This is a genomic window from Lysobacter dokdonensis DS-58 (assembly GCF_000770795.1).
Classification (GTDB): Bacteria; Pseudomonadota; Gammaproteobacteria; order Xanthomonadales; family Xanthomonadaceae; genus Noviluteimonas; species Noviluteimonas dokdonensis.
In genome coordinates this window covers 34803-57654 of sequence record NZ_JRKJ01000010.1, presented here as the reverse complement: position 1 = coordinate 57654, position 22852 = coordinate 34803, and the positions used below count along the sequence as shown (strand labels likewise).

Sequence of the window (22852 nt, the reverse complement as noted above, 5' to 3'; positions counted from 1 at the left end):
GAGCCGGAGCCCCACGCCTTGAGCGCCAATATCCTGTGGTTGCACGACCTGCGATTGACCGACTTGGCGCAGGTGGGCGGCAAGAATTCCTCGCTCGGCGAGATGATCGGCAACCTCGCGAAACTCGGCGTCTCCGTCCCCGGCGGGTACGCCACGACGGCCGACGCCTTCAAGGCCTTCATCGCGCACAACACCCTGCACCAGCGCATCTTCGACCGCCTCGCCACGCTGGACGTCGAGGACGTCCCCGCGCTCAACAAGGCCGGCGCCGAAATCCGCGGCTGGGTGATCGACGCCCCGCTCCAGCCCGACCTCGACGCCGACATCCGCACTGCCTATCAGAAGCTGTGCGCCGACAACGGCGGCGGCGAAGTCGCTGTGGCCGTGCGTTCGTCGGCCACCGCCGAAGACCTGCCGGACGCGAGCTTCGCCGGCCAGCAGGAGACCTTCCTCAACGTCACCGGCGCCGACGATGTCGTGCGCAAGGTCAAGGAAGTCTTCGCCTCGCTCTACAACGATCGCGCCATCGCGTATCGCGTGCACCACGGCTTCAAGCACGAAGACGTGTTCCTCTCCGCCGGCGTGCAGTTGATGGTGCGTTCCGACGTCGGCGCGTCGGGCGTGCTGTTCACCCTCGACACCGAATCGGGTTTCCGCGACGTGGTGTTCATCACCGCCAGCTACGGCCTGGGCGAGAACGTCGTGCAGGGCGCGGTCAATCCCGACGAGTTCTACGTCTTCAAGCCCACGTTGAAGCAGGGCAAGCCGGCCATCCTGCGCCGCTCGCTCGGCGCCAAGCAGATCCGCATGGTGTATTCGTCCGCCCCGGGCGAACGCGTGCGCAACGAAGACACGCCGGCGGAATTGCGCAACACCTTCTCCATCAGCGACGACGACGTGCACGAACTCGCGCGCCAGTCGCTGATCATCGAGCAGCATTACGGCCGCCCGATGGACATCGAGTGGGCGAAGGACGGCGTCAGCGGCAAGCTCTTCATCGTGCAGGCGCGCCCGGAAACGGTGAAGTCGCGCGGCCACGCCACGCAGATCGAACGCTACACGTTGAATTCCCGCGGCCCGGTGGTCGCCGAAGGCCGCGCCATCGGCCAGAAGATCGGCGCGGGCGTGGCGCGCGTCGTGCGCTCGCTCGACGACATGAACCGCGTGCAGCCGGGCGACGTGCTCGTCGCCGACATGACCGACCCCGACTGGGAGCCGGTGATGAAGCGCGCTTCGGCCATCGTCACCAACCGCGGCGGACGGACGTGCCACGCGGCGATCATCGCGCGCGAACTCGGCGTGCCGGCGGTCGTGGGCACGGGCAACGCGCTCGACCTGATCCAGGATGGCAATGCCGTCACCGTGAGCTGCGCCGAAGGCGACACGGGTTTCATCTACGAAGGCACCCTGCCCTTCGAGCGCACGACGACGGACCTGGCCAACATGCCGCCCGCGCCGCTGAAGATCATGATGAACGTCGCCAACCCCGACCGCGCGTTCGACTTCGGCATGTTGCCGAACGCGGGCATCGGCCTGGCGCGCCTGGAAATGATCATCGCCTCGCACATCGGCGTGCATCCGAAGGCGCTGCTCGAGTATTCGAAGCAGGACGCGGCCACGAAGCAGAAGATCGACGCCAAGATGGCCGGCTACGCCAGCCCGGTGGACTTCTACGTCGACCGCCTGGCCGAAGGCATCGCGACGATCACCGCGTCGGTGGCGCCGCATCCGGTCATCGTGCGCCTGTCGGACTTCAAGTCGAACGAATACGCCAACCTCATCGGCGGTTCGAAGTACGAACCGCACGAAGAAAACCCGATGATCGGCTTCCGCGGCGCGAGCCGCTACGTCGACAAATCGTTCAAGGACGCCTTCGCGCTGGAATGCCAGGCCGTGCGCAAGGTGCGCGACACGATGGGCCTCACCAACTGCTGGGTGATGATCCCGTTCGTGCGCACGCTCGACGAAGGCCGCCGCGTGCTCGACGTGCTGAAGGAAAACGGACTCGAACAAGGCAAGGATGGCCTGAAGGTCATCATGATGTGCGAGGTGCCATCCAACGCGCTGATGGCCGATGAATTCCTCGAGATGTTCGACGGCTTCTCGATCGGTTCGAACGACCTCACGCAGCTCACGCTCGGCCTGGACCGCGACTCGGCCATCGTCGCGAATCTGTTCGACGAGCGCGACCCGGCGGTCAAGAAGCTGCTATCGATGGCCATCCGGGCCGCACGCGCCAAGGGCAAGTACGTCGGCATCTGCGGCCAGGGCCCGAGCGACCACCCGGACCTCGCGCTGTGGCTGATGGAACAGGGCATCGAGTCGGTGTCGCTGAATCCCGACACCGTCGTCGATACGTGGCTGGCCCTCGCGAAGGCGAAGGCCTAACCGACGATCCGGTTGCGCCCTGCCCGCTTCGCCTCGTACAGCAGCTGATCGGCGCGCCGTACGAGGCGTTCGTGGTGCGCCAGGCCCGTGCGGTCGCACACGCCGCCGCTCAGCGTCATGCGCCAGCCCGGCGCGAACGCATCGCAGTTGAGGTTCTCGATGGCGGCGCGCGCGAGCTCGCAGCGTGCGCGCGCCTCCTCGAGCGTCGATGTGGGAAACAGTACGGCGAATTCTTCGCCGCCCCAGCGCGCCAGGAGCGCGTCGTGATCCAGCGCCTCAAGTAGGACGCGCGCGACTTCGCGCAGCGCCTCGTCGCCCGCGGCGTGCGAATACTCGTCGTTGATGTGCTTGAAATGGTCGATGTCCAGCAGCGCGAAGCTCAGGGGCTGCTGCGTGCGCACGGCCGTGTCGAATGCGTGCGCGAGGCGTTCGTCGAGGCTGCGCCGATTCTGCAAGCCGGTCAGCGCATCCTCGCGCGCCTGGCGCTGCAGGTCGCGCGTGCGTTCTTCGACGACGCGCTCCAGTTCCAGCGCACGCATGCGCAGGCTGCGCGTGCGCCAGCGGATGTAGAACAACACCAGTAACAACAGGCCGACGCCGCACAGCGCCATGAACCACGCGTTCTGCCAGAAGCGCCGCTGGATCTCGATTTCCAGCGTCGTGACATCGGTGTTCCACCCCTGCCCCAGCCCCGGCGCGGATGAGGTGACGAAGAACCGGTACTTGCCCGGCGCCAGGTTGGTGTATTGCGCGACGCGCTGGTTGCCGCGTTCGTTCCAGCCGGCGTCGACGCCTTCGAGGCGGTAGCGATACCGCAGCAGGCGCGGCATCTGGAAGCTCAGGCCGGCGTAGTGGAATTCGAGCTTGCGCGTGCCCGGCGGCAACACGATGCGCGATTGCGCCGGCAGTTCGCGATCATCGGCGAGGACTTGTTCGATCACCACCGGCGGCAAGTGGCGGCGATAACTGTGGAGCACTTTCGGATCGACCATCGCCGCGCCGCGCGCGGTGGCCACCCACAGGCGCCCCTTCGAATCGCGGATCGCCGCGGGGCCCGAGCCACCGTTCGCCTGGCTGCTCGCCAGACCATCGGGTTCGCCGAATTGATCTGGATTCACCGTGCGCTGCGTTCCGGCGAGCACCGCTTCGGCATCGCGGCGCGCGACGCGCAGCACGCCGCGATTCGACGTGAGCCACAGGCTGCCGGCCTGGTCGTCGACAACCTGGAACAGCGTGTCGATCGGCAAGCCTTGCGCCAGGCCGATCGCAGCGATACGTCCGTTGCGATAACGCACGAGACCGCGGTCGGTCGCGATCCACACCGACCCATCGCTGTCTTCATGAAAATCGAAGACGTCCTGCGCGTCGTTCATCGCGTGGAGGTCGATCGGTTCGACGCGGTCGTCGATGACGCGTGCGGCGCCGTTCGCCGTGCCGACCCAAACCGCCCCATCGCGCGCGACGTGCAGTGCGAGCACGAAATCGCGCGGCAATCCCGCGGCTGCGCCGAACAAACGGAACCGGCCGTCCTTCCGCTGCACGAGCCCGCGTGACGTGCCGATCCACAGCGATCCATCGCGCCCGTGCGCGAGTGCGCGCACCTGGTTGCTCCCCGGCATGCCGTTGCCGGTGTCGTAGTGTTCGACGACCTTGCCGTCGCGCAATCGCAACAAGCCGCCGACGTACGTGCCGACCCAGAGGCTGTCGTCGTCTTCGGTGAGCAGGCTGAGGATCGAGTCGCCCGGCAGGCCGTCCGCGCTCGTCAGCACATCGACGACCTTGCCGTCCTTCCAGCGATTCAGGCCGCGGCTGGTGCCGATCCAGATGCTGCCGTCGCGGCCTTCGACGATCGCGCGCACGTAGTCGTCGCTGAGGCCCTGCTCGGTGTTGAATGTGGTGAACGGCGCGTCGCGCAGGCGCAGCAGGCCCGCGTTCGTGCCCGCCCACAGGCTGCCCTCCCGATCGACGAACAACGCGGCGACGCGGTTGTTCGGCAGCCCCTTCTGGCTGCTCAGCGCATCGAGCGTGCCGTCGGCGCCCAGGCGCAACAGGCCGTGGTTGATCGTGCCGACCCACAGATCGCCGCCGACATCGCGCACGAGGCTCGGCACGCCGTCGGCGGGCAATGCGGCCGAAACCGGCTCGAAGCGTTCGCCGACGCGGCGGTACGCGCCGCGTTCGGTGCCGGCGTACAGCGTGCCGTCGGGCATCTGTTCGAGGTGGAAGATCGGCGCGTTCGGCAGGCCGTCGTCTTCGTTGTAGACGATGGGCGCCTTGTCGCCAACGAACCTCAGGACGCCCGCGGCGGTGGAGGCCCACACAGAGTCGTCGCGATCGCGCACGAGGCCGAAGGTGATGTTCGTCGGCACGCCGGTCGATTGGTTGTACTGGTGCGCGCGGCCGTCGGGATCGATGCGCGTGAAGCCCGCGCTTTCCGTGGCGACCCACAGGCGGTGCTTCGCATCGAGCACCGCGTCCATGACTTCTTCCTGCGCCAGCCCTTCGCGCTTGCCGTACGTGCGCCACGCGCCATCGCGCAGCACGCTGACGCCACCGCGCGACGTGCCGACGACGAGCGCGCCATCGGGCGCGACGCGGATCGAACGGATGCCGTTGTCGCGCAAGGCCGGCGTGTTGCGGCGGTCGATGACGTGGAATTCGAGCCCGTTGTAACGGACCAGGCCTTCCCATGTGCCGAACCACAGATAGCCGTCGGGCGACTGCGCGATCGCGTTGACCTGGTTGTGCGGCAGGCCTTCGCGGGTGGTCCAGGTTTCGCGGAAGTAGGCGTTGACGGGCTTGCCGGCGGCGTTTGCGCCGGCAGCGAGCATGCACAGCAGAAGCAGTGCGAGTAAGCGCCCCACCTTACCCCGTCGGCAGTCCGGACAAAGGCCCCATGTGGCGCCGATAGTAGGTCAGTTCGGCGATGGAATCGCGCACGTCGCTCAGGGCCGTGTGTGCGGATTGCTTCCGCACCCCGGCCAGCACCGAGGGCGCCCAGCGGCGCGCGAGTTCCTTGACGGTGCTGACGTCGAGGTTGCGGTAGTGGAAGTGGCGTTCCAGCGCCGGCATCAGGCGATGCAGGAACCGGCGGTCCTGGCAGATCGAGTTGCCGCACATGGGCGAGGCGTTGCCCGGCACCCACTCGGACAGGAAGGCCAGCGTGCGTGCCTCGGCTTCGTCGAGGGTCACGCGGCTGTCGACCACGCGCTGCCACAGGCCCGACTTGCGGTGCTGGTTGCGATTCCATTCGTCCATCGCATCGAGCACCGATTCCGGATGCGCGATGGCGAGCTCCGGGCCTTCGGCGAGGACCTGCAGGTTGGAGTCGGTGACGATGGTGGCGATCTCGAGGATCGAGTCCCGTCCGGTATCGAGCCCGGTCATTTCCAGGTCGATCCAGATCAACCGGCCTTCACTGTCCATGTGGTTCGACATCGTGCTCGCTTGGGAAACGGGACCTGTCGCATGATAGCCCGATGCCCCAGCTCCAATCCGCCCTCGCCCACTACGCCATCCTGACCGCGATGCTGGCCCCGGCCTTGCTGATGGCCGCCACCGCCTCGCTGCTGACTTCGGCCAACGCGCGCCTTGCCCGCGTGGTCGACCGCCTCCGCGCGCTGATGGTGAGTTGGGAATTCGACGCACCCGACGCCACCGAACGCCAGGACCAGATCAACCGCCACCGTCGCCGCGCGCACCTGGTGCTGCGCGCGTGCCAGTTGCTCTACGGCGCGCTCGGCGCCTTCGTGGGCACGAGCCTCGGCCTGGCGGTGGATGCCTTCACCGGATTCCGCCTCGGCGTGATCCCGACAGCGCTCGCGGTCCTCGGCGTGTTGTTCCTGCTGCTCGCGAGCATCGTCATGGGCAGCGAAGTGAGCCTCTCCGTATCGAGCTTCGACCTGGAGATGGAGCAGGAGATGCAGCGCAAGCGGAAGTGAGGCGCGGCGTCCTTCAGATCGCCGGCTTGCCCCGCTTCTTCCGGAAGTAGTTCGTCAGCCTTGTGCCCGCTTCTCCCGCGAGCACGCCGCCCACCACTTCGACGCGATGGTTGTGCCGCGGGTCGGCCAGCAGGTCGAAGACGCTGCCGGCGGCGCCGGTTTTCGGATCGCTCGCGCCGTACACGACGCGTGCGACGCGCGCGTGCACCATCGCCATCGCGCACATCGCGCAGGGCTCCAGCGTCACGTACAAGGTGCTGCCGAGCAATCGATGATTGCCCACGCGCGTGCCGGCCTGTCGCAATGCGACGATCTCGGCATGCGCGGTGGGATCGCGGTCGGTGATGTTGCGGTTCCAGCCTTCGCCGATGACCTCGCCGTCCGCCGACACGAGCAGCGCGCCGACGGGGATCTCGTCGTCCTCGTGCTCCGCGCGTTCGGCCAGTGCGAGCGCGCGTTGCATCCACGCGATGTCGGCGTCGGTTCCGCTCACGCGACCCCGAGCCTGCCGCGTTCGCCCTCGCGCGGCGCCGCCGCGAGTTCTTCCGGCGACACGAAGCCTTCCAGGTCCGCCGCTTCGAAGAACGGGCGGATCTCGACCGCGCCCATGCCGAAGTTCGGGGCCTTCATGGCCCAGGCCAGCGCCTCGTCCATGTCCTTCACTTCCCAGATCGAAAAGCCGGCGACCACTTCGCGCGCTTCGGCGAACGGACCGTCGACGACCATGCGTTCGGACCCTTGGTCGACGACGCGCTTGGACTCGGATTCGGGCTTGAGGCCGGCGCCGGCCACGAACACACCGGCGGCGACGAGCTCGTCGGTGTAGCGGTCCATCGCGGCGAAGGCTTCCACCTGCTCGGGCGTGGGCTCCATGGACATGTCCGCGGGCACCTTGGCAAACACCATGACACGCATTGTCGATCTCCTCGTTGGCAGGCCGTGTCGGCCCTTACCCTTGACGACGAACGAAGGGGGCGAAAATCGACACGCCCCCGGAATTCATTTGTGAGGCCGCCCTACTCCCACTCGATCGTCGCCGGCGGCTTGCCGCTGATGTCGTAGACCACGCGCGAGACGCCGCGCAGCTCGTTGATGATGCGGTTGGACACCGTGCCGAGGAACTCGTGCGGCAGGTGCGCCCAATGTGCAGTCATGAAGTCGATGGTTTCCACGGCGCGCAGCGCGATCACCCATTCGTACGCGCGCGCATCGCCGACGACGCCCACCGACTTCACCGGCAGGAACACCGCGAAGGCCTGGCTGACCTTGTCGTACAGGCCGTTCTTGCGCAGCTCGTCGATGAAGATGTGGTCGGCCTTGGCGAGCAGGTCGGCGTACTCGGGCTTCACTTCGCCCAGGATGCGCACGCCCAGGCCCGGGCCCGGGAACGGGTGGCGATAGACCATCGACGGCGGCAGGCCGAGTTCGACGCCGAGCCGGCGCACTTCGTCCTTGAACAACTCGCGCAGCGGTTCCACCAGCCCGAGCTTCATGTGTTCGGGCAAGCCACCGACGTTGTGGTGGCTCTTGATGACGTGCGCCTTGCCGGTCTTGCTGCCGGCGGATTCGATGACGTCCGGGTAGATCGTGCCCTGCGCGAGCCACTTGGCGTTCTGCAGCCTGGCCGATTCTTCGTCGAAGATGTCGACGAAGAGATTGCCGATGATCTTGCGCTTGGCTTCCGGATCCGCGACGCCTTCGAGCTTGGCGAAGTAACGCGGCGCCGCATCGACGCGCAGCACCTTGACGCCCATGTGTTGCGCGAACATCGCCATCACCTGGTCGCCTTCCTCGAACCGCAGCAACCCGGTGTCGACGAACACGCACGTCAGCTGGTCGCCGATCGCGCGATGCAACAACGCCGCGACGACGGACGAATCCACGCCGCCCGACAAACCCAGGATCACTTCATCCGAACCGACCTGCGCACGCACGCGCGCGACGAGGTCGTCGATGATGTTCGCGGCGGTCCATAGCGTGTCGCAGCCGCAGATGTCGACGACGAAGCGGCGCAGCAGCGCCTGCCCCTGCCGCGTGTGGGTGACTTCGGGATGGAACTGCACGCCGTACCAGCGCCGCGATTCGTCGGCCATCGCGGCGACGGGAATGCGATCGGTGCGCGCGGTGACGGTAAACCCCGGCGGCGCGTGCGACACGTGGTCGCCGTGGCTCATCCACACGTCCAGGCGCGGCGGCGAACCGGGGTGGTCCTTCAGTCCGTCGAACAACGCATCGTGCGCGACGATTTCCACCTGCGCATGACCGAACTCGCGCTGGTCCGCGGCCTCCGTCGCACCGCCCAACTGCGCGGCCATCGTCTGCATGCCGTAGCAGATGCCGAGCAACGGCAAGCCGCAATCCCACACTTCCTGCGGCGCGCTCGGCGCACCCGGCAACGTGGTGGATTCCGGGCCGCCCGACAGGATGATGCCCTTCGCGCCGAACTTGGCGATCTCCGATGGGTCGTGGTCCCACGCCCAGATTTCGCAATAGACGCCGAGCTCGCGGATGCGGCGCGCGATCAGCTGCGTGTACTGCGCGCCGAAGTCGAGGATGAGGATCTTGTCGCTGTGGATGTCGTGCGTCATGCGGGGGCCCGATGCGAAAGCGCCGGCAAGAAGCCGGCGCAGGGAGGATCAAGAAGCGCGGTAATTCGGCGGTTCCTTGGTGATCTGCACGTCGTGCACGTGCGACTCGCGCGTGCCGGCGGCGGTCACCTTCACGAAGGACGGCTTGGTGCGCATCTCCTCGATGGTCGCGCAGCCGACGTAACCCATCGTCGCGCGCAGGCCGCCGGCCAGTTGATGCACCACGCCGCTCAGCGGGCCGCGATAGGGCACGCGGCCTTCGATGCCTTCGGGCACGAGCTTGTCGGCGTCGCTGGCATCCTGGAAGTAGCGGTCCTTCGACCCCTTCTCCATCGCGCCCAGCGAGCCCATGCCGCGGTAGCTCTTGTAGCTGCGGCCCTGGAAGAGTTCGGTCTCGCCCGGCGATTCCTCGGTGCCGGCGAACAGGCCGCCGATCATCACGCTCGATGCGCCGGCGACGATCGCCTTGCCGATGTCGCCCGAGTAACGGATGCCGCCGTCGGCGATGAGCGGGATGCGGTCCTGCAACGCTTCGGCGACCATCGACACCGCGGTGACCTGCGGCACGCCGACGCCCGCGACGATGCGCGTGGTGCAGATCGACCCCGGGCCGACGCCCACCTTCACCGCATCGGCGCCCGAATCCATCAACGCGAGCGCCGCATCGCCGGTAACGATGTTGCCGCCGATGACCTCGAGCTTCGGGAAGGACTTCTTGGCCCATGCGACGCGGTCGAGCACGCCCTGCGAATGGCCGTGCGCGGTGTCGACGATGATCACGTCGACGCCGGCGGCGACGAGCGCCTCGATGCGTTGCTCGGTATCGCCGCCCACGCCGACCGCGGCGCCGACGAGCAGGCGCTCGCTCGGGTCGTACGCGGCGTTGGGGTTGTCCTGCTTCTTCTGGATGTCCTTGACGGTCACCAGGCCGCGCAGCTCGAAACCGTCGTTGACGACGAGGACCTTCTCGATGCGGTGCTTGTGCAGCAACTGGATCACTTCATCGTCGCTGGCGCCTTCGCGCACGGTGATGAGGCGATCCTTCTTGGTCATGATGTGGCGGACCGGATCGTCGAGCTTGGTCTCGAAGCGCATGTCGCGCCCGGTGACGATGCCGACGAGCTGTCCGTTCTCCACCACCGGCACGCCGGAGATGTTGCGTGCGCGCGTGAGCCGGAGCACTTCGCCGATCGTGGCTTCGGGCCCGACGGTGAAGGGTTCCTTGATCACGCCGGCTTCGAACTTCTTGACGCGTGCGACTTCCGCCGCCTGCCGTTCGACCGACATGTTCTTGTGGAGGATGCCGATGCCCCCGAGCTGCGCCATGGTGACGGCGAGGCGGGCTTCGGTGACGGTGTCCATCGCGGCCGAAACGATCGGCATGTTCAGGCGCAGGTTGCGCGTGAGGCGCGTGGCGAGGCGGACGTCCTTGGGGAGGACCGTGGAATGCGCGGGGACGAGCGAGATGTCGTCGTAGGTAAGCGCTTCGGCCAGGATGCGGAGCATTGGGCGACCCGAGTGCGGGAAGCGATGAATTGTAACCCGAGATCAGCCCGCGTCCGAAGCCTCCGCTGCCTCCAGTGTGTTCTGCATGAGTGTCGCAACGGTCATCGGCCCCACCCCGCCCGGCACGGGCGTGATCCAGCTGGCGCGTTGCGCGGCCGCTTCGAAGCCCACATCGCCCACCAGGCGGCCGTCGTCGAGGCGGTTGATACCCACGTCGATCACCACCGCACCGGGCTTGACCCATTCGCCGGGGATCAGGCGCGGGCGGCCCACGGCGACGACGAGGATGTCGGCGTTGCGCACCGAAGCCTCGAGGACCTCGGGGGGCGTGAACTTGTGGCAGGCCGTGACCGTGCAGCCGGCGATGAGCAGTTCCAGCGCCATGGGGCGGCCGACGTGGTTGGAGACGCCCACGATGGTCGCGCTCGCGCCGCGCACGGGGCGGTCGGTGTAGGCCAGCAGGGTCGTGATGCCGCGCGGCGTGCACGGGCGCAGGCCGAACTGGCGCAGGGCCAGGTGGCCGACGTTCTCGGGGTGGAAGCCGTCGACGTCCTTGCGCGGGTCGATGCGGTGGATCAACTCGGTGGCGTCGCGCCGGTCCGGCAGGGGCAGCTGGACCAGGATGCCGTGGACCTCCGGGTCGGCGTTCAACCGGTCGACCAGCGCCAGGAGCTCGGCGTCCGTCGTGGATTCGGGCAGATCGTGGTCGATGGCGCGGATGCCCACCTTCTCCGCGGCCCGGCGCTTGTTGCGCACGTAGACCGAGGAGGCCGGGTCGTTGCCCACCAGCACCACGGCCAGGCCGGGACGGGGCTTGCCCGCGGCCACCCGCGCCGAAACCCGGGCGGCGAGCGAGTCGAGCAGGTCGTCGGCGATGCGCTTGCCGTCGAGGATGCGTGCGGGGGGCGTCGTCATGCGCAGGCGACCGGCCATATGGTGGAGTCGGGCCGCATAGTATTGCCGACCCGATGTTGGGACGACAGGCAGGCCGCATGACCGGGCAGGATTTCGAGAACATCCAGATCGAGGCAGCGGTCTTCCGCCGCCTCGTCGAACATTTGATGCGCGAGCGGACGGACGTGCAGAACATCGACCTGATGATCGCGGCGGGCTTCTGCCGCAATTGCCTGGCCGATTGGTATCGCGAGGCCGCGGAACAACGCGGTATTGCGTTGACCAAGGAAGAGGCCCGGGAGGCCGTGTACGGAGAACCCTTCCGCGACTGGAAGGACAAGCACCAGCGCGAGGCGACGCCCGAGCAGCTCGCCGCGTTCGACGCCGCGCAACGCAAGGAGGCACCGCGATGAAACTCCGCAAACCCGTCGTCATCAGCCTGATGGCCGCAGCCCCCGTCCTCGCCTACGCAGGCCTGTGCGGATGGATGTACGCCAAGCAGCGCGACCTGCTCTACCTGCCGCAGACCACCAAGGCCGACCCGAACGAAACCGACTTCGGCATCGCGCGCAACGGCGTGATGCTCAACGGGTGGCTCGTGAACATCGGCCAGCCCGGCGCGGTGGTGTATTTCGGCGGCAATGCCGAACGCATCGAGGACCGCAAGGCGGACTTCGCGCGGCTGTTCCCCGATGCCAGCACCTACCTGGTGCCCTATCGCGGCTACGGCGCGAGCGAAGGCAAACCGACCGAAGCCGACATCCTCGAAGACGCGCTCGCGGTTTACGACCAGGTCCAGGCGCGGCAGCCCGGTGCGCGCATCGTCGTCATCGGGCGCAGCCTCGGCAGCGCGGTCGCGAGTTACGTCGCATCCAAACGCCCCGTCGCGAAACTCGTGCTCGTCACGCCCTTCGACAGCATGGCCAACGTCGCGCAGGCGCACTACCCGTGGTTGCCGGTGCGCTGGATCCTGCAGGACAAGTACGAACAGGCGACCTACCTGCGGGCCTACAAGGGTCCGTTGCTGATCGTGCGCGCAGGCCGCGACGACGTCGTCCCGCCCGCGAGCACCGATCAACTGATCGCATCGTTGCGCAACAAGGCCGAAGTGCTGAACCTGCCCAACGCCGACCATTCCAGCGTGTCGGCCAGCACGACCTACGCGCGCACACTCGCCGCTTTCGTGGGGACCCCGTGATGAATCAATCGCAATGCCCGAAGTGCGACAAGCGCGTGCTGCACGTCAACGTCGAACAGGCGGTCGCCACCGTCGACGGCGATGCCAAGCAACGACGCGTCATGACCTTCTCGTGCATCCACTGCAACGCCGTGCTCGGCGTGCAGATGGACGAGCGCACCAAGCCGCGGCCGAAGCGCGCGGCGCCGGCGGCGTGATTCAGGGCGTCGCGGGCACGGCCTGCGGCGCCACCGGTTTCTGTTGGACGGGGCAACGCTGCATGTTCGCGGGCATCGGCAGCGGACACAGCGTGCAGCATTGCGTCGCCGGCATCGGCGGCGGCGCGCTCGCCTTGGGTTCGAGTTTCAGCAGCGCCACCCAATCCTGGCGGTTGAAAGTGCACCCGGCGCTCGCACCGGGCGAACACACCGCGCCCATCGCGCCCTTGTGCGGCAGGTTCCACAACGCGCCGGTCCGGTTGACGTGCAGCGTGCGCATCGTGACGCCCTGCAGCACGTTGCCGCCGACGGCGTACAGCTTGCCATTGTCGATCGACACGACGATGTCGCAATGCATCGCGATCGCGTCACCGCTGCGCGATGCGTAGGCCCGGATTCCCGCGGGCCCCAGCGGCGCACCGTTCCCGCGCGTGAAGCACAACAGATCGCCGACGGCGGGCGCTTCGGTGTCGATGTCCGCGAATCGCAACGGCGCATCCGCCCCGCCCTTCAAGGCCTGCCGCACGAAATCGAAATGACTCGCCGACGGCGCGAAGCCCGGCACGCCCGCGCGGATGTACGCGAACGAGACGAACACCGCCGACCACGGCGTGTCGATGACGAAGGCGCGGCACGCCGCGGAGCCTGGCCACAGATCGAGCGACATTCCGCATTCGCTCGCGCCCATGTGCCCTGCCATGCCGGAGAGCAGACCAGTCGCCTTCCAGTAATCGACCACGCGCCGCCATGCGGTGGTGCTGCCGTCCTGCAGGCGGCTGTTCTCCGCTTCGGCGATGCGGATGCTCGCAAGGCGCCCCTGGTCGTCCAGGAACGGCGAATACCACAGGCGGCTTTCCGCGCACGCCACGGCGGCGACGCGCTGGCCCCACGTGGTGGCCGGCGGCGCTGCGACGTCGCACGGTTCGCCCGCGCGCGCTTCATGCATGCCGGCCAGGACGAGCGCGACCAACAACAGCAACGACGACAACAGCTTCCGAACGCCAACTTCCATGTCACCCCCGGTCCCGTCGTGGGGCCGCTCGTCAGCCCCCTGCGCAGAACCTCGCATAGTCCATGTAACCGGGAAAATCACGCCCGGGAGGACACACGGGGCAATCGGGATCGGGCGACAGCCGCGTTTCGCGGAAGCGCAGCCCGAGCGTATCGACATGCAACAAGCGCCCGGTGAGGGGCGTCCCGATGCGCAGGACCAACTTGATCGCTTCGGTCGCCTGCAACAAGCCGATCAATCCGGGCACGACGCCGAGCACGCCGGCTTCGGCGCAATTGGGCGCGGCTTCGGGCGGCGGCGGCTCGGGGAACAGGCAGCGATAACACGGCGCCGAGCCGCGATGACGCCCCGCATCGAACACGCTCACCTGCCCTTCGAAGCGATGCACCGCGCCGTACACGAGCGGTTTGCCGAGCTTCACGCACGCATCGTTGAGCAGGTAACGCGCGGGGAAGTTGTCGGCGCCATCGATGACGACATCGACGCCTTCCAGCAGGCGTTCGACATTCGCCGACGTGACACGCTCGCGTACCGCCTCGATGCGCGTGCGCGGGTTGAGCGCGCTGAGCGCGGCGTGTGCGCTCTCGACCTTCGGCGCGCCGATGCGCGCATCGGTGTGCAGGATCTGGCGCTGCAGGTTGCTGCGGTCGACGACATCGTCGTCGGCGATGCGCAACGTGCCGATGCCCGCGGCCGCCAGGTAATACGCGACCGGCGAACCCAGGCCGCCGGCGCCGATGACGAGCACGGTCGCGGCTTCCAGTTGTTTCTGTCCCGCCAGGCCGACTTCCGGCAATCGCAGGTGCCGCGAATAGCGATCGCTGAAATCGTCGTCGAGCGCGGGCGCGTCCATGGGCAACCCCGCCGCGGACCAGGCGAGCGTGCCGCCGGCGATCGATGCGAGGTTCGTGTAGCCGCGCGCGGCCAGCGCATCGGCGGTGAACTGCGAGCGGCGGCCGCTCTGGCAGATCAGCAGGATTTCGGCGGCGCGGTCCGGCAGGTGCGCCGACGGATCCGCTTCGAGTTCGCCGCGCGCGATGCCCCGTGCGCCGTGCGCGGTGCCCAGCGCGCGCTCGTGGTCTTCGCGCACGTCGACCAGCAACGCGCCGGCCTGCTGGCGCGCGAGCGCCTGGGCGGGAGTCAGTTCGTGGACGGCCATGGCGGGATTATCCGCCTGGCGCGTCAATACGGCAGCACGTCGACGACATCGCCGATGGAAAGCTGCCTGGGCCCTTCCGGAACGACGATCAGCGCATCGGCCATGGCCGCCGCATGCAGGCGGTGCGAGCCGGTGGCCGCGTCGGGGTGCGCGCGCAGGGTGCCGTCCTCGGTGGCTTCGAGGCGCCCGCGCACGAATTCGCGGCGCGCATGCGCCTTGTCGATCGGTGCGGCGAGCCGTGCGCGGAAAGCGCGGCGCGGTTCGGTGCGGCCCTGCAGGCCGTCGAGCAGCCTGCGCCCGAGTGTCGCGTAGGTGGCGAACACGGACACGGGGTTGCCGGGCAATCCCAGGAAGCGCGCGGTCCCGAGATCCCCGAACAACACGGGCATGCCGGGCTTCATGCGCACCTTCCAGAAATGGATGCGGCCATGCGTATCGAGCAACGCGGGGATGTGGTCCTTCTCGCCCGCCGACACCGCGCCGCACGTGATCACGACATCGAAGCTCGACGCCGCATCGCGCAGCATCGAGGCGATGCGCACCGGATCGTCGGGCAAGGTCGGCCACGCGGTGGGTTCCAGGCCGTCGGCGCGCAGCAGGCCCATCAGCAGTTCGCGATTGCTGTCGTGGATCTGGCCGGGTTCGAGCGGAATGCCGGGCGGGATGAGTTCGTCGCCGGTGGTGAAGACGGCGACGGTCGGGCGCGCGGATACGGTGAGTTGGTCGATGCCGAGCGACGCGGTGGTCGCGACGCGCGCGGGCGTCAGTACCTGGCCCGGCGACAGCACGCAATCGCCGATCCGCACGTCTTCGCCGGCGCGGCGCACGTTGGCCTGCGCGCGGATTCCGGCGGGAATGGCGATGCGATCGCCCTCGACGCGCACGACTTCACGCACGACGACGGTGTCGGCGCCGGCGGGCATCGGTGCGCCGGTGGTGATGCGGATGCATTGGCCCGGTTCGACGCGCAGGTCCAAGGCACGGCCCGCGAATTGTTCGCCAGCCAGTTGCAAGGTCGTTCCACCCTCCGCGACGTCGGCGTGGCGGATCGCGTAACCGTCCATCGCACTGTTGTCGAACGGCGGCTGCGGAATCGGCGCGACCACCTCCTGCGCGAGGATGCGGCCCTGCGTGCGCGCGATCGCGAGGCGCTCGGCGGGCAAGCGGTCTTCGGCCGCGGTGGCGTCGACGATCGCTTGCGCTTCGTCGAAGGTCAGTTGCGTGGGGAAATCGTCGCGCATCTCAGGGCAGCGTCGCATCGGCGGCGGCGAGATCGCCAGGGGTATTGAGGTTGCCGAGACGGACGCCGGTCAGGCGGATGCGCGCAAGGCCCATGTCGCGTTGCAGCGACTGCACCGACAGATCGGGGCGGGGGAACGCGGCGCGCAGCGCCTCGACATTCCACAACGCGACCAACGGTTGCACCCCATCGTCATCCTCGATGCACGCCCCCTGCCCGCCCGCGCTGGCGAGCGTCTGGATCAGGCAATCGTTGACGAACACCAGGTCGACAGGCAACGACAGCAACCACGGCGTGTCGCAGGCATGCGCGAGCGCATCGAGGCCGCCGATGGGACCGAGGCCGGGCATGCGATCCACCACGACGGTGAATCCGAGCGATTCGAATCTTTCGGGGTCGCGGTTCGCGCTGACGAGTGTCCGCGACACTTCGCTCGCGAACCGTTGCGACAGCCGCTGCACCTGCGTGACGCCGCCGCGCACGATCCACGCTTTGTCGATGCCGCCCAGCCGCGTGCCGCGACCACCGGCCAGGATCCCGAGCGTGATGTCGCCCGCTGCGAGCACGCGGGCTTACTTGCCCTTGACGTGCCGCATCAGGCGGCGCTTCTTCGCGACCTGGCGGTCGGTGAGCGCGTTCTTCGGCTTGTCCTTGTACGGGTTCTCGCCTTCCTTGAAGACGAAACGCACCGGCGTGCCCACGAGCTTGAACCGCTTGCGGAAGAAGTTCTCGAGGTACCGGCGATACGACTCGGACAGCGTGCGAAGCCGCGTGCCGTGCACGATGAACGTCGGCGGGTTCTCGCCGCCCGGATGCGCGAAGCGCAGCTTGGCCACGTGCCCGCGCACGACCGGCGGCGGGTTGGTTTCGTAGGCGATTTCCATCGCCTTCGTGATTTCCGCGGTCGTGAATTGCCGGGTCGCGGACGAGTGGGCGCGATGCACGGCCTTGAACAGTTCGCGCAGGCCCGAGCCGTGCAGCGCGGAAATGCGCACCGCTTCGGCCCAATCGACGAACGCGAGCTTGCGCGAGAGCAGCGCTTCGTTCTGCTGGCGCTGGTAGTCGGTCAGTCCATCCCACTTGTTGATCGCGACGACGAGCGCGCGGCCGGCGTCGAGCACCGCGCCGAGCACGCTGGCGTCCTGGTCGGTCACGCCTTCGACGGCGTCGAGCATGATCACGGCGACCTGGCATTGCTCGATCGCCTGCAACGTCTTGACGATGGAGAACTTCTCCACGGCCTCCTCGACGCGGCCCTTGCGGCGCAGGCCGGCGGTGTCGATCAGGCGGTACTTGCGGCCGTCGCGTTCGAGGTCGACGGCGATGGAATCGCGCGTCGTGCCCGGGACGTCGGACGCGATCATGCGTTCTTCGCCGAGGATGCGGTTGACCAGCGTCGACTTGCCGACGTTCGGGCGGCCGACGAAGGCCACGCGCATGCGCTCGGGATCATCGTCGAGGATTTCGGCGTCGCCGTCCTTCGGCAGCGCGGCCAGCGTCTGCGCCAGCAGCTCGTCGATGCCGGTCTTGTGCGACGACGAAACGGCGAGCACCTGCTTGAAACCGTAGCGCGCGAATTCGTTCAGCGCGGTTTGCGTGTCCAGGCCGTCGATCTTGTTGACGACCAGGAACGTCTGCGTGTCGGCCTTGCGCAGCCACGCGAGGATTTCGTCGTCGAGCGCGGAGGCGCCTTCGCGGCCGTCGACGATGAAGAGGATCAGGTCCGCTTCTTCGGCCGCCGCGCGCGATTGGCGCGCGGTGGCGCCGGCCAGGCCTTCTTCGACGCCCGCGATGCCGCCGGTATCGACGAGCACGAACGGACGCTCGGGCTCCAGGCGGCACACGCCGTAGTTGCGGTCGCGCGTGACGCCGGGCTCGTCGTGCACGAGGGCGTCGCGCGAACGGGTCAACGCATTGAACAGCGTCGATTTACCGACGTTCGGGCGGCCCACGAGGGCGACGAGGGGGAGCATGTTGTGGAGTGTCTTCTTACTGCAGGCGGAACGCCGTGACTTCGCCGTCGGTGTTCTGGATCAGCAACACGCCGTCGGCGACGACGGGCGCGGCCTTGACCGCATCGCCGCCGACGCGTTCGCGCGCGGCGAAGGCACCGTCGGAGAGCTTGAGCCAGTGGACGTAGCCGTCGTAGTCGGCGACGACCGCGTAGTCGCCCTGCACCGCCACGCCCGTCACCTTGCGGCGTGCGAGCGCGGGCTGCGACCACAACGCGCCACCGGTGGCCTTGTCGATGGCCCACACGGTGCCGGCGGGGTCGGCGACGATCACGCGGTCCGGCGCGTTGCCGATGCGGCCGGCGCCGCCGTTTTCGCGCTGCCACAGCGGGCGACCGGTGGGGCCGTCGATCGCCATGGTTTCCTTCTTGAAGCTGGTGGCGTAGATCGTGGTGCCGTCGAGGACGGGGGTGCCGTCGACGTCGGCCATGCGATCGAGTTCGCTGCGGCCTTCGGGCTGCGCGATCGCCTGTTCCCACAACAGGCGGCCGTCCTGCGTGGACAGCGCGGCGACCGAGCCGTCGTCGTTGCCGACGAACACGAAGCCCGGGCCGAGCAGCGGCGCGTCGTTGCCGCGCACGGTGAGCGCAGGCAGGTCGCGCTGCCAGAACCAGCGGCGCGCGCCGGTTTCGGCGTCGAACGCGGTGACGCGGCCATCGTTGCTGCGCACGAGCACGAGGCCCTCGCCGATGGCCGGCGCGGCGATCACTTCGGCGCCGACCTTGCCCTTCCATTTCTCGGCGCCGGTGGCGGCGTCGAGCGCGATCACTTCGCCGTCGAGGCCGCCGACCGCGACCACGCCGCCGCCCACGCCGGGGCCGCCGGAGAGGCGCACGTCGGGCTTGTCTTCGACTTCGGCCGGTTCGTACGTCCACGCCACGGCGCCGGTCTGCAGGTCGAGCGCGCGCACGCCGCCCTTGATGGCCGCCACATACACCTTGCCGTCCGCGACCGCGGGGCCCTGGCGCACGCCGATCTTGCCTTCGCCCTTGCCGACGCCGGCCGACCACAGCCTGGAAACCTGCGCGGACGCGCTGATGTCGGTGAGTTCGGCGGGCTCGGACGCCTTCTTGTCGTCCTTGCCGCCGAACCAGCCCTTGATGGTGGTGCAGCCGCCGAGGGCGACCACGCACGCCAGCACGAGGGCCGCGCGCGTCACGATGCGATTGTTGCGGGAGGACATCAGATGCTGGTCTCCGAACGGGCCGGCGTCCCGCCGACCTGGATGAGCTTGAGTTCGACGAGGCGACGCGCCGGGGTGGCGACGTCGAGCTTGGCGAGCGCCTGGGTGTAGGCGGCGCGCGCGTCTTCGACACGGCCGAGCGCGAAAAGTGCATCGCCGCGGGCTTCGATGGCGGCCGCGCCTTCGGGCTTGTCGCCGAGCAGCGCGAGCGCGTCCTTCGGCTTGCCGGCGTCCAGGTACAGGCGCGCCAGGCGCGAGTTCACCACGCCCATGATGGCCGGGTCCTTCGCATGCACGCCCTTGAGCGTGGCGATCGCGGCGTCGCGCTGGCCCTGTTCGACCTGCGCGCGCGCCAGCTGCATGCCGGCGAGCGCTGCGTATTCGGTGTCGCCTTCGGCCAGCGTCCTGAACTCGGCGGAGGCCTTCTTCATGTCCTTCGCGGCGATCGCGTCGACGACGGCGCCGTAATGCTGGCCCATCTGCGCGCGCTTGCCCGCTTGTTCGTTCTGCCACCAGTTCCAGCCGCCGATGACGGCCAGGCCCAGGGCGATGCCCGCGATCAGGCCGGCGCCGTTCTGGCGCAGCCAACCGCGGACGCGTTCGCTTTGTTCGTGCTCATCGAGCAAATGGTCGACCATGCTGCCTCTTGGGCTTGTTGCTGTCGGGGGGCGATGCCGCGCGTGCGTCAGGCGCACCGCGCCTGCGCCTGGCTTGCGGGCCCCGGAATGCGCGGGTCAGTCGCGGACCGGCGCCAGGGAGCCGTCAGAGGATACCGTAAAGCGCGCGACGTTCGCGCGCTGGAAGGGCGCGAGGTCCTGTGCGCGATCGCCCTGCTGGACGACGACGGCGGACGCATTCCCCAACGTGACACGGCCGACTTCACCCGCCGCGTACGAGCGCATCGTGCCTGCAGAGAGCAGGCCTTTTTCGATCGTGCGGCCGTCCGGTGCCTGCACCTGCACCCAGCTGTCGCCGGTCAGGCGCAGCACGAGTGCGGACTTGGCCGCAGGACGCGGCGACAACGTCGGCGTCATCGACGCGACGACGGTGGGTTCGTTCACGACCGGCGTGGCCGCATCGGTGGCGCCGACGGTGGGCGCGCCGACGAGGGGCGCGTCGAGTGACTGCACCGTCGCCGGATCCGTTCGGCCCATGATGTGCGGCTTGGTGGCGAGCCACGCGGGAACGACCAGCGCGGCGGTCAGGATGATGTAGACGAGGCGACGCTTGCCCTGTTCGAACCAGCGCGCCATGCGCGGCGTGTAGCTGCGCGCGACGATCGGCGTGGGTTCGATGGGCGCGATGCCGGAGGCGGCGATGGTGGTCGAGGTGACCAGGCCGAGCAGTCGCGAGTAGCTGCGCAACTGGCCGCGGACGTACACCGGCGCGCCGAGGCGCTTCCAGTCTTCGGATTCCATTGCCTCGACGACGCGGACCGGCATCTTCAGGCGCGCGGACACCTCGTCGATGCTCAGGCCGGCGGCGATGCGCGCTTTGCGCAAACGCTCGCCGACACCGGGCTCTCCGCCGGATGCGTAGGCGTTGTCGTGTTCGCTGTTCATTGCGACTTCGATCCCCCCGCGTTCCCCTGCGCAGCGCCGGGGAACTCCTCCCTCAGGCGGCGAACGTAGCGCGCCGCCGCGGCACTGTCGCCGAGTTTGTCTTCGATCTGTGACGCAAGTATTAGCGCTTCGGCGTCCGCCGGGGCAGCCGCCAGTCGGCGCTCGGAGAACGCGCGCGCTTCGAGGTAGCGGCCCGCGCGGAACTGCACGCGTGCGAACGCGCCCAGCGCCACCGGGTTTTCGGGCGATGCGTCGATGGCCTGGCGTAGGTCGCGCTCGGCGCGGACCGTGTCTCCGGCATCCAGTGCGCAGCTGCCCGCGTTGGCGAGTGCGGCCGCGGGCGAGCCATAGCCCGGGGCCTGCAGCGCGCGGTCGAACCAGTCGAGCGAGGCCCTCGCCTGCCCGTTCTTGCACAGCCAGGCGCCGTAGTTGTTGAGCGTGCGCCCGTCGGTGGGCGCCATGTCCGCGGCGCGCTGGTACTGCTGGCCGGCCTGTGCGGACTGGCCCTGCACGTCGGCGATCGCGCCGAGCATCGTGTAGGCGTCGGGCGAATTCGGATCGGCCTTCAGCGCTTGCTTCGCATACTTTTCCGCGGCGGCGAAATCGCCGGAGCGCAGGCGTTCTTCCGACAAGGTGAGCGAATTGCGCGCGGTGAGGCGGTTGCGGCTCGCGGCGGTTTCGTGGACGACCACCGGCTCGGTGGTGGACTCGAAGTCCTTGCGCGAGGGGTCGGTCTTGACGAAGGCCACGCGCGAACAGCCGGCCCCGGCCAGGGCCACGAGGAGTGCGAGGGCGGCGACCTCAGGCCGCCGCATCGCCGATCCCCTGTTCGGCCAGGCGCTTGCGGAACTCGGCCTGCCGCCGTGTCCGGTCGAGCACCTGCCCCTTCAGCTGGCCGCACGCGGCGTCGATGTCGTCGCCGCGGGTGCGGCGCACCGTGGCCAGCACGCGCGCTTCCTGCAAGGTTTTCTGGAACGCGCGGATATCCTCGTCCGCCGAACGCTCGAAGCGCGTGCCGGGGAACGGGTTGAACGGAATGAGGTTGACCTTCGCCGCGTCCTTCATCTGCACGGCGTTGTCGAACTTGTGCATCAGGCGCGCGAGTTGCTTCGCGTGCTGCGGCTGGTCGTTGACGCCCTTCATGAGCGTGTATTCGAACGTGATCGACGTGCCCTTCTTGCGCGATGCGTAACGCACGCACGATTCCAGCAGCTCGGCGATCGGGTATTTCTTGTTGAGCGGCACCAGCTCGCTGCGCAGCTCGTCGTTCGGCGCATGCAGCGACACGGCGAGCGAGACGTCGCTCACCTCGCCCAGCTTGTCGATCATCGGGACCATGCCCGCGGTGGACAGCGTGACGCGCTTGTTGGCCAGGCCGAAGCCCAGGTCGTCGCGCATCACGCTCATGGCGCGCACCACGTTGTCGAAATTGGCCAGCGGCTCGCCCATGCCCATCATCACGACGTTGGTGAGCTTGCGCTGGTGGTGCGGCACGTTGCCGAGGTGGCGCGCGGCCACCCACACCTGCCCGATGATCTCGGCAGTCGAGAGGTTGCGGTTGAAGCCCTGTGTGGCGGTGGAACAGAACTGGCAGTTGAGCGCGCAGCCCACCTGCGAGGACACGCACAGCGTGCCGCGGCCCTTGTCGGGAATGAACACCGTCTCGATGGCGTTGCCGCCATCCATGCCGAGCAGCCACTTGTGCGTGCCGTCGGCCGAAGGCTTTTCGAATTGCACCTTCGGCACGACGATTACCGCCGATTCCTCAAGCTTGGCGCGCAGCGCCTTGCCGAGGTCGGTCATCTCCGCGAAATCGGTGACGTAGCGATGGTGGATCCACTTCATCACCTGGTGCGCGCGGAAACGCTTCTCGCCGAGCGTGTCGGCGAAAAAGTTTTCCAGGCCCTCGCGATCGAGCTCGAGGAGGTTCTGCTTGGTGGAAATCGCGTTCACTGCGTTCGTGTCGATGACC

Annotated in this window: 22 protein-coding genes; 5 read left to right on the top strand and 17 right to left on the bottom strand. The window is 68.3% G+C overall.

The features are described from left to right. Positions 1-18: 18 nt before the first annotated feature. Positions 19-2388, top strand: a complete 2370-nt coding sequence (gene ppsA / locus LF41_RS09335; protein WP_036168906.1) for a phosphoenolpyruvate synthase — start codon at positions 19-21, stop codon at positions 2386-2388. Here ppsA and LF41_RS09330 read toward each other — a convergent pair. Continuing rightward, the gene (locus tag LF41_RS09330; RefSeq protein WP_152599966.1) at positions 2385-5219 is read right to left on the bottom strand and encodes a ligand-binding sensor domain-containing diguanylate cyclase; all 2835 of its coding nucleotides are present in this window, start codon (positions 5217-5219) and stop codon (positions 2385-2387) included. The two genes, ppsA and LF41_RS09330, sit on opposite strands and share 4 nt — an antisense overlap. Before the next feature lie 34 nt (positions 5220-5253). Further along, entirely contained in the window at positions 5254-5826 is a 573-nt protein-coding gene (orn, locus tag LF41_RS09325) for an oligoribonuclease (RefSeq protein WP_036168902.1), read from the bottom strand. Between the two features lie 41 nt (positions 5827-5867). Between orn and LF41_RS09320 the strand changes: the two genes are divergently transcribed. After that, a complete protein-coding gene (locus LF41_RS09320) occupies positions 5868-6329 on the top strand; it encodes a DUF2721 domain-containing protein (RefSeq protein WP_036168900.1) in 462 nt (153 codons plus the stop codon). A gap of 13 nt (positions 6330-6342) precedes the next feature. On the opposite strand, the gene tadA is transcribed toward LF41_RS09320, so the two are convergent. From tadA to folD, 5 genes are all read right to left on the bottom strand, one after another. Next, the gene (gene tadA, locus LF41_RS09315) at positions 6343-6792 is read right to left on the bottom strand and encodes a tRNA adenosine(34) deaminase TadA (protein WP_052116298.1); all 450 of its coding nucleotides are present in this window, start codon (positions 6790-6792) and stop codon (positions 6343-6345) included. Positions 6793-6818: 26 nt separating this feature from the next. Beyond that, the gene (locus LF41_RS09310; protein ID WP_272913790.1) at positions 6819-7235 is read right to left on the bottom strand and encodes a YciI family protein; all 417 of its coding nucleotides are present in this window, start codon (positions 7233-7235) and stop codon (positions 6819-6821) included. Between the two features lie 110 nt (positions 7236-7345). After that, on the bottom strand, positions 7346-8917 hold the full coding sequence (gene guaA, locus LF41_RS09305) for a glutamine-hydrolyzing GMP synthase (RefSeq protein WP_036168893.1): 1572 nt from the start codon (positions 8915-8917) through the stop codon (positions 7346-7348). 48 nt (positions 8918-8965) lie between these two features. Continuing rightward, the gene (guaB, locus tag LF41_RS09300; RefSeq protein WP_036168892.1) at positions 8966-10423 is read right to left on the bottom strand and encodes an IMP dehydrogenase; all 1458 of its coding nucleotides are present in this window, start codon (positions 10421-10423) and stop codon (positions 8966-8968) included. A gap of 42 nt (positions 10424-10465) precedes the next feature. Continuing rightward, positions 10466-11338 carry a bifunctional methylenetetrahydrofolate dehydrogenase/methenyltetrahydrofolate cyclohydrolase FolD gene (gene folD / locus LF41_RS09295; protein WP_161786945.1) on the bottom strand — a complete coding sequence of 291 codons (873 nt, stop codon included), beginning with the start codon at positions 11336-11338 and terminating at the stop codon, positions 10466-10468. 77 nt (positions 11339-11415) lie between these two features. On the opposite strand from folD, the gene LF41_RS09290 reads away from it, so the two are divergent. Genes LF41_RS09290 through LF41_RS09280 form a run of 3 tightly spaced genes read left to right on the top strand, consistent with a single transcriptional unit; the run spans position 11416 to position 12712 of the window. Further along, positions 11416-11730 (top strand): DUF1244 domain-containing protein, encoded by a 315-nt coding sequence (locus LF41_RS09290; protein ID WP_036168890.1) that lies wholly within the window; start codon positions 11416-11418, stop codon positions 11728-11730. After that, positions 11727-12515 (top strand): alpha/beta hydrolase, encoded by a 789-nt coding sequence (locus tag LF41_RS09285; RefSeq protein WP_036168889.1) that lies wholly within the window; start codon positions 11727-11729, stop codon positions 12513-12515. The genes LF41_RS09290 and LF41_RS09285 overlap by 4 nt, the downstream gene beginning before the upstream one ends. Beyond that, positions 12515-12712 carry a hypothetical protein gene (locus tag LF41_RS09280; protein WP_036168888.1) on the top strand — a complete coding sequence of 66 codons (198 nt, stop codon included), beginning with the start codon at positions 12515-12517 and terminating at the stop codon, positions 12710-12712. The genes LF41_RS09285 and LF41_RS09280 overlap by 1 nt, the downstream gene beginning before the upstream one ends. 1 nt (position 12713) lies before the next feature. Here the strand turns inward: LF41_RS09280 and LF41_RS09275 are convergent, their stop codons facing one another. The 10 genes from LF41_RS09275 to rlmN form a co-directional block, all read right to left on the bottom strand. After that, a complete protein-coding gene (locus tag LF41_RS09275) occupies positions 12714-13724 on the bottom strand; it encodes a DUF2272 domain-containing protein (protein ID WP_161786944.1) in 1011 nt (336 codons plus the stop codon). A 31-nt stretch (positions 13725-13755) separates the two neighbouring features. Beyond that, a complete protein-coding gene (moeB, locus tag LF41_RS09270) occupies positions 13756-14883 on the bottom strand; it encodes a molybdopterin-synthase adenylyltransferase MoeB (protein ID WP_036168887.1) in 1128 nt (375 codons plus the stop codon). Positions 14884-14906: 23 nt separating this feature from the next. Then, complete coding sequence (locus LF41_RS09265) at positions 14907-16124, bottom strand: molybdopterin molybdotransferase MoeA (protein ID WP_036168885.1); 1218 nt, start codon at positions 16122-16124, stop codon at positions 14907-14909. A 1-nt stretch (position 16125) separates the two neighbouring features. After that, complete coding sequence (mobA, locus tag LF41_RS09260) at positions 16126-16689, bottom strand: molybdenum cofactor guanylyltransferase (RefSeq protein WP_036168883.1); 564 nt, start codon at positions 16687-16689, stop codon at positions 16126-16128. Positions 16690-16695: 6 nt separating this feature from the next. Next, positions 16696-18096 (bottom strand): ribosome biogenesis GTPase Der, encoded by a 1401-nt coding sequence (der, locus tag LF41_RS09255; RefSeq protein WP_036168880.1) that lies wholly within the window; start codon positions 18094-18096, stop codon positions 16696-16698. A 16-nt stretch (positions 18097-18112) separates the two neighbouring features. After that, on the bottom strand, positions 18113-19318 hold the full coding sequence (gene bamB / locus LF41_RS09250; RefSeq protein WP_036168878.1) for an outer membrane protein assembly factor BamB: 1206 nt from the start codon (positions 19316-19318) through the stop codon (positions 18113-18115). After that, the gene (locus tag LF41_RS09245) at positions 19318-19956 is read right to left on the bottom strand and encodes a YfgM family protein (protein WP_036168876.1); all 639 of its coding nucleotides are present in this window, start codon (positions 19954-19956) and stop codon (positions 19318-19320) included. Before LF41_RS09245 ends, bamB begins: the two co-directional genes overlap by 1 nt. A gap of 96 nt (positions 19957-20052) precedes the next feature. After that, positions 20053-20880 carry a helix-turn-helix domain-containing protein gene (locus LF41_RS09240; RefSeq protein ID WP_036168875.1) on the bottom strand — a complete coding sequence of 276 codons (828 nt, stop codon included), beginning with the start codon at positions 20878-20880 and terminating at the stop codon, positions 20053-20055. Then, complete coding sequence (gene pilW / locus LF41_RS09235) at positions 20877-21695, bottom strand: type IV pilus biogenesis/stability protein PilW (RefSeq protein WP_036168873.1); 819 nt, start codon at positions 21693-21695, stop codon at positions 20877-20879. Before pilW ends, LF41_RS09240 begins: the two co-directional genes overlap by 4 nt. Further along, complete coding sequence (gene rlmN, locus LF41_RS09230) at positions 21682-22833, bottom strand: dual-specificity RNA methyltransferase RlmN (protein ID WP_237577705.1); 1152 nt, start codon at positions 22831-22833, stop codon at positions 21682-21684. The genes pilW and rlmN overlap by 14 nt, the downstream gene beginning before the upstream one ends. Positions 22834-22852: the final 19 nt, after the last annotated feature.

What these genes read in the sequence shown, in the direction of transcription:
- der (WP_036168880.1), bottom strand. Translation starts at nt 18,096, where the DNA reads ATGCTCCCCCTCGTCGCCCTCGTGGGCCGCCCGAACGTCGGTAAATCG.
- LF41_RS09320 (WP_036168900.1), top strand. Translation starts at nt 5,868, where the DNA reads ATGCCCCAGCTCCAATCCGCCCTCGCCCACTACGCCATCCTGACCGCG.
- moeB (WP_036168887.1), bottom strand. Translation starts at nt 14,883, where the DNA reads ATGGCCGTCCACGAACTGACTCCCGCCCAGGCGCTCGCGCGCCAGCAG.
- LF41_RS09290 (WP_036168890.1), top strand. Translation starts at nt 11,416, where the DNA reads ATGACCGGGCAGGATTTCGAGAACATCCAGATCGAGGCAGCGGTCTTC.
- LF41_RS09280 (WP_036168888.1), top strand. Translation starts at nt 12,515, where the DNA reads ATGAATCAATCGCAATGCCCGAAGTGCGACAAGCGCGTGCTGCACGTC.
- folD (WP_161786945.1), bottom strand. Translation starts at nt 11,338, where the DNA reads ATGACGACGCCCCCCGCACGCATCCTCGACGGCAAGCGCATCGCCGAC.
- LF41_RS09275 (WP_161786944.1), bottom strand. Translation starts at nt 13,724, where the DNA reads ATGGAAGTTGGCGTTCGGAAGCTGTTGTCGTCGTTGCTGTTGTTGGTC.
- bamB (WP_036168878.1), bottom strand. Translation starts at nt 19,318, where the DNA reads ATGTCCTCCCGCAACAATCGCATCGTGACGCGCGCGGCCCTCGTGCTG.
- LF41_RS09310 (WP_272913790.1), bottom strand. Translation starts at nt 7,235, where the DNA reads ATGGTGTTTGCCAAGGTGCCCGCGGACATGTCCATGGAGCCCACGCCC.
- LF41_RS09330 (WP_152599966.1), bottom strand. Translation starts at nt 5,219, where the DNA reads ATGCTCGCTGCCGGCGCAAACGCCGCCGGCAAGCCCGTCAACGCCTAC.
- guaB (WP_036168892.1), bottom strand. Translation starts at nt 10,423, where the DNA reads ATGCTCCGCATCCTGGCCGAAGCGCTTACCTACGACGACATCTCGCTC.
- LF41_RS09265 (WP_036168885.1), bottom strand. Translation starts at nt 16,124, where the DNA reads ATGCGCGACGATTTCCCCACGCAACTGACCTTCGACGAAGCGCAAGCG.
- pilW (WP_036168873.1), bottom strand. Translation starts at nt 21,695, where the DNA reads ATGCGGCGGCCTGAGGTCGCCGCCCTCGCACTCCTCGTGGCCCTGGCC.
- LF41_RS09240 (WP_036168875.1), bottom strand. Translation starts at nt 20,880, where the DNA reads ATGAACAGCGAACACGACAACGCCTACGCATCCGGCGGAGAGCCCGGT.
- tadA (WP_052116298.1), bottom strand. Translation starts at nt 6,792, where the DNA reads ATGCAACGCGCGCTCGCACTGGCCGAACGCGCGGAGCACGAGGACGAC.
- LF41_RS09245 (WP_036168876.1), bottom strand. Translation starts at nt 19,956, where the DNA reads ATGGTCGACCATTTGCTCGATGAGCACGAACAAAGCGAACGCGTCCGC.
- guaA (WP_036168893.1), bottom strand. Translation starts at nt 8,917, where the DNA reads ATGACGCACGACATCCACAGCGACAAGATCCTCATCCTCGACTTCGGC.
- orn (WP_036168902.1), bottom strand. Translation starts at nt 5,826, where the DNA reads ATGTCGAACCACATGGACAGTGAAGGCCGGTTGATCTGGATCGACCTG.
- LF41_RS09285 (WP_036168889.1), top strand. Translation starts at nt 11,727, where the DNA reads ATGAAACTCCGCAAACCCGTCGTCATCAGCCTGATGGCCGCAGCCCCC.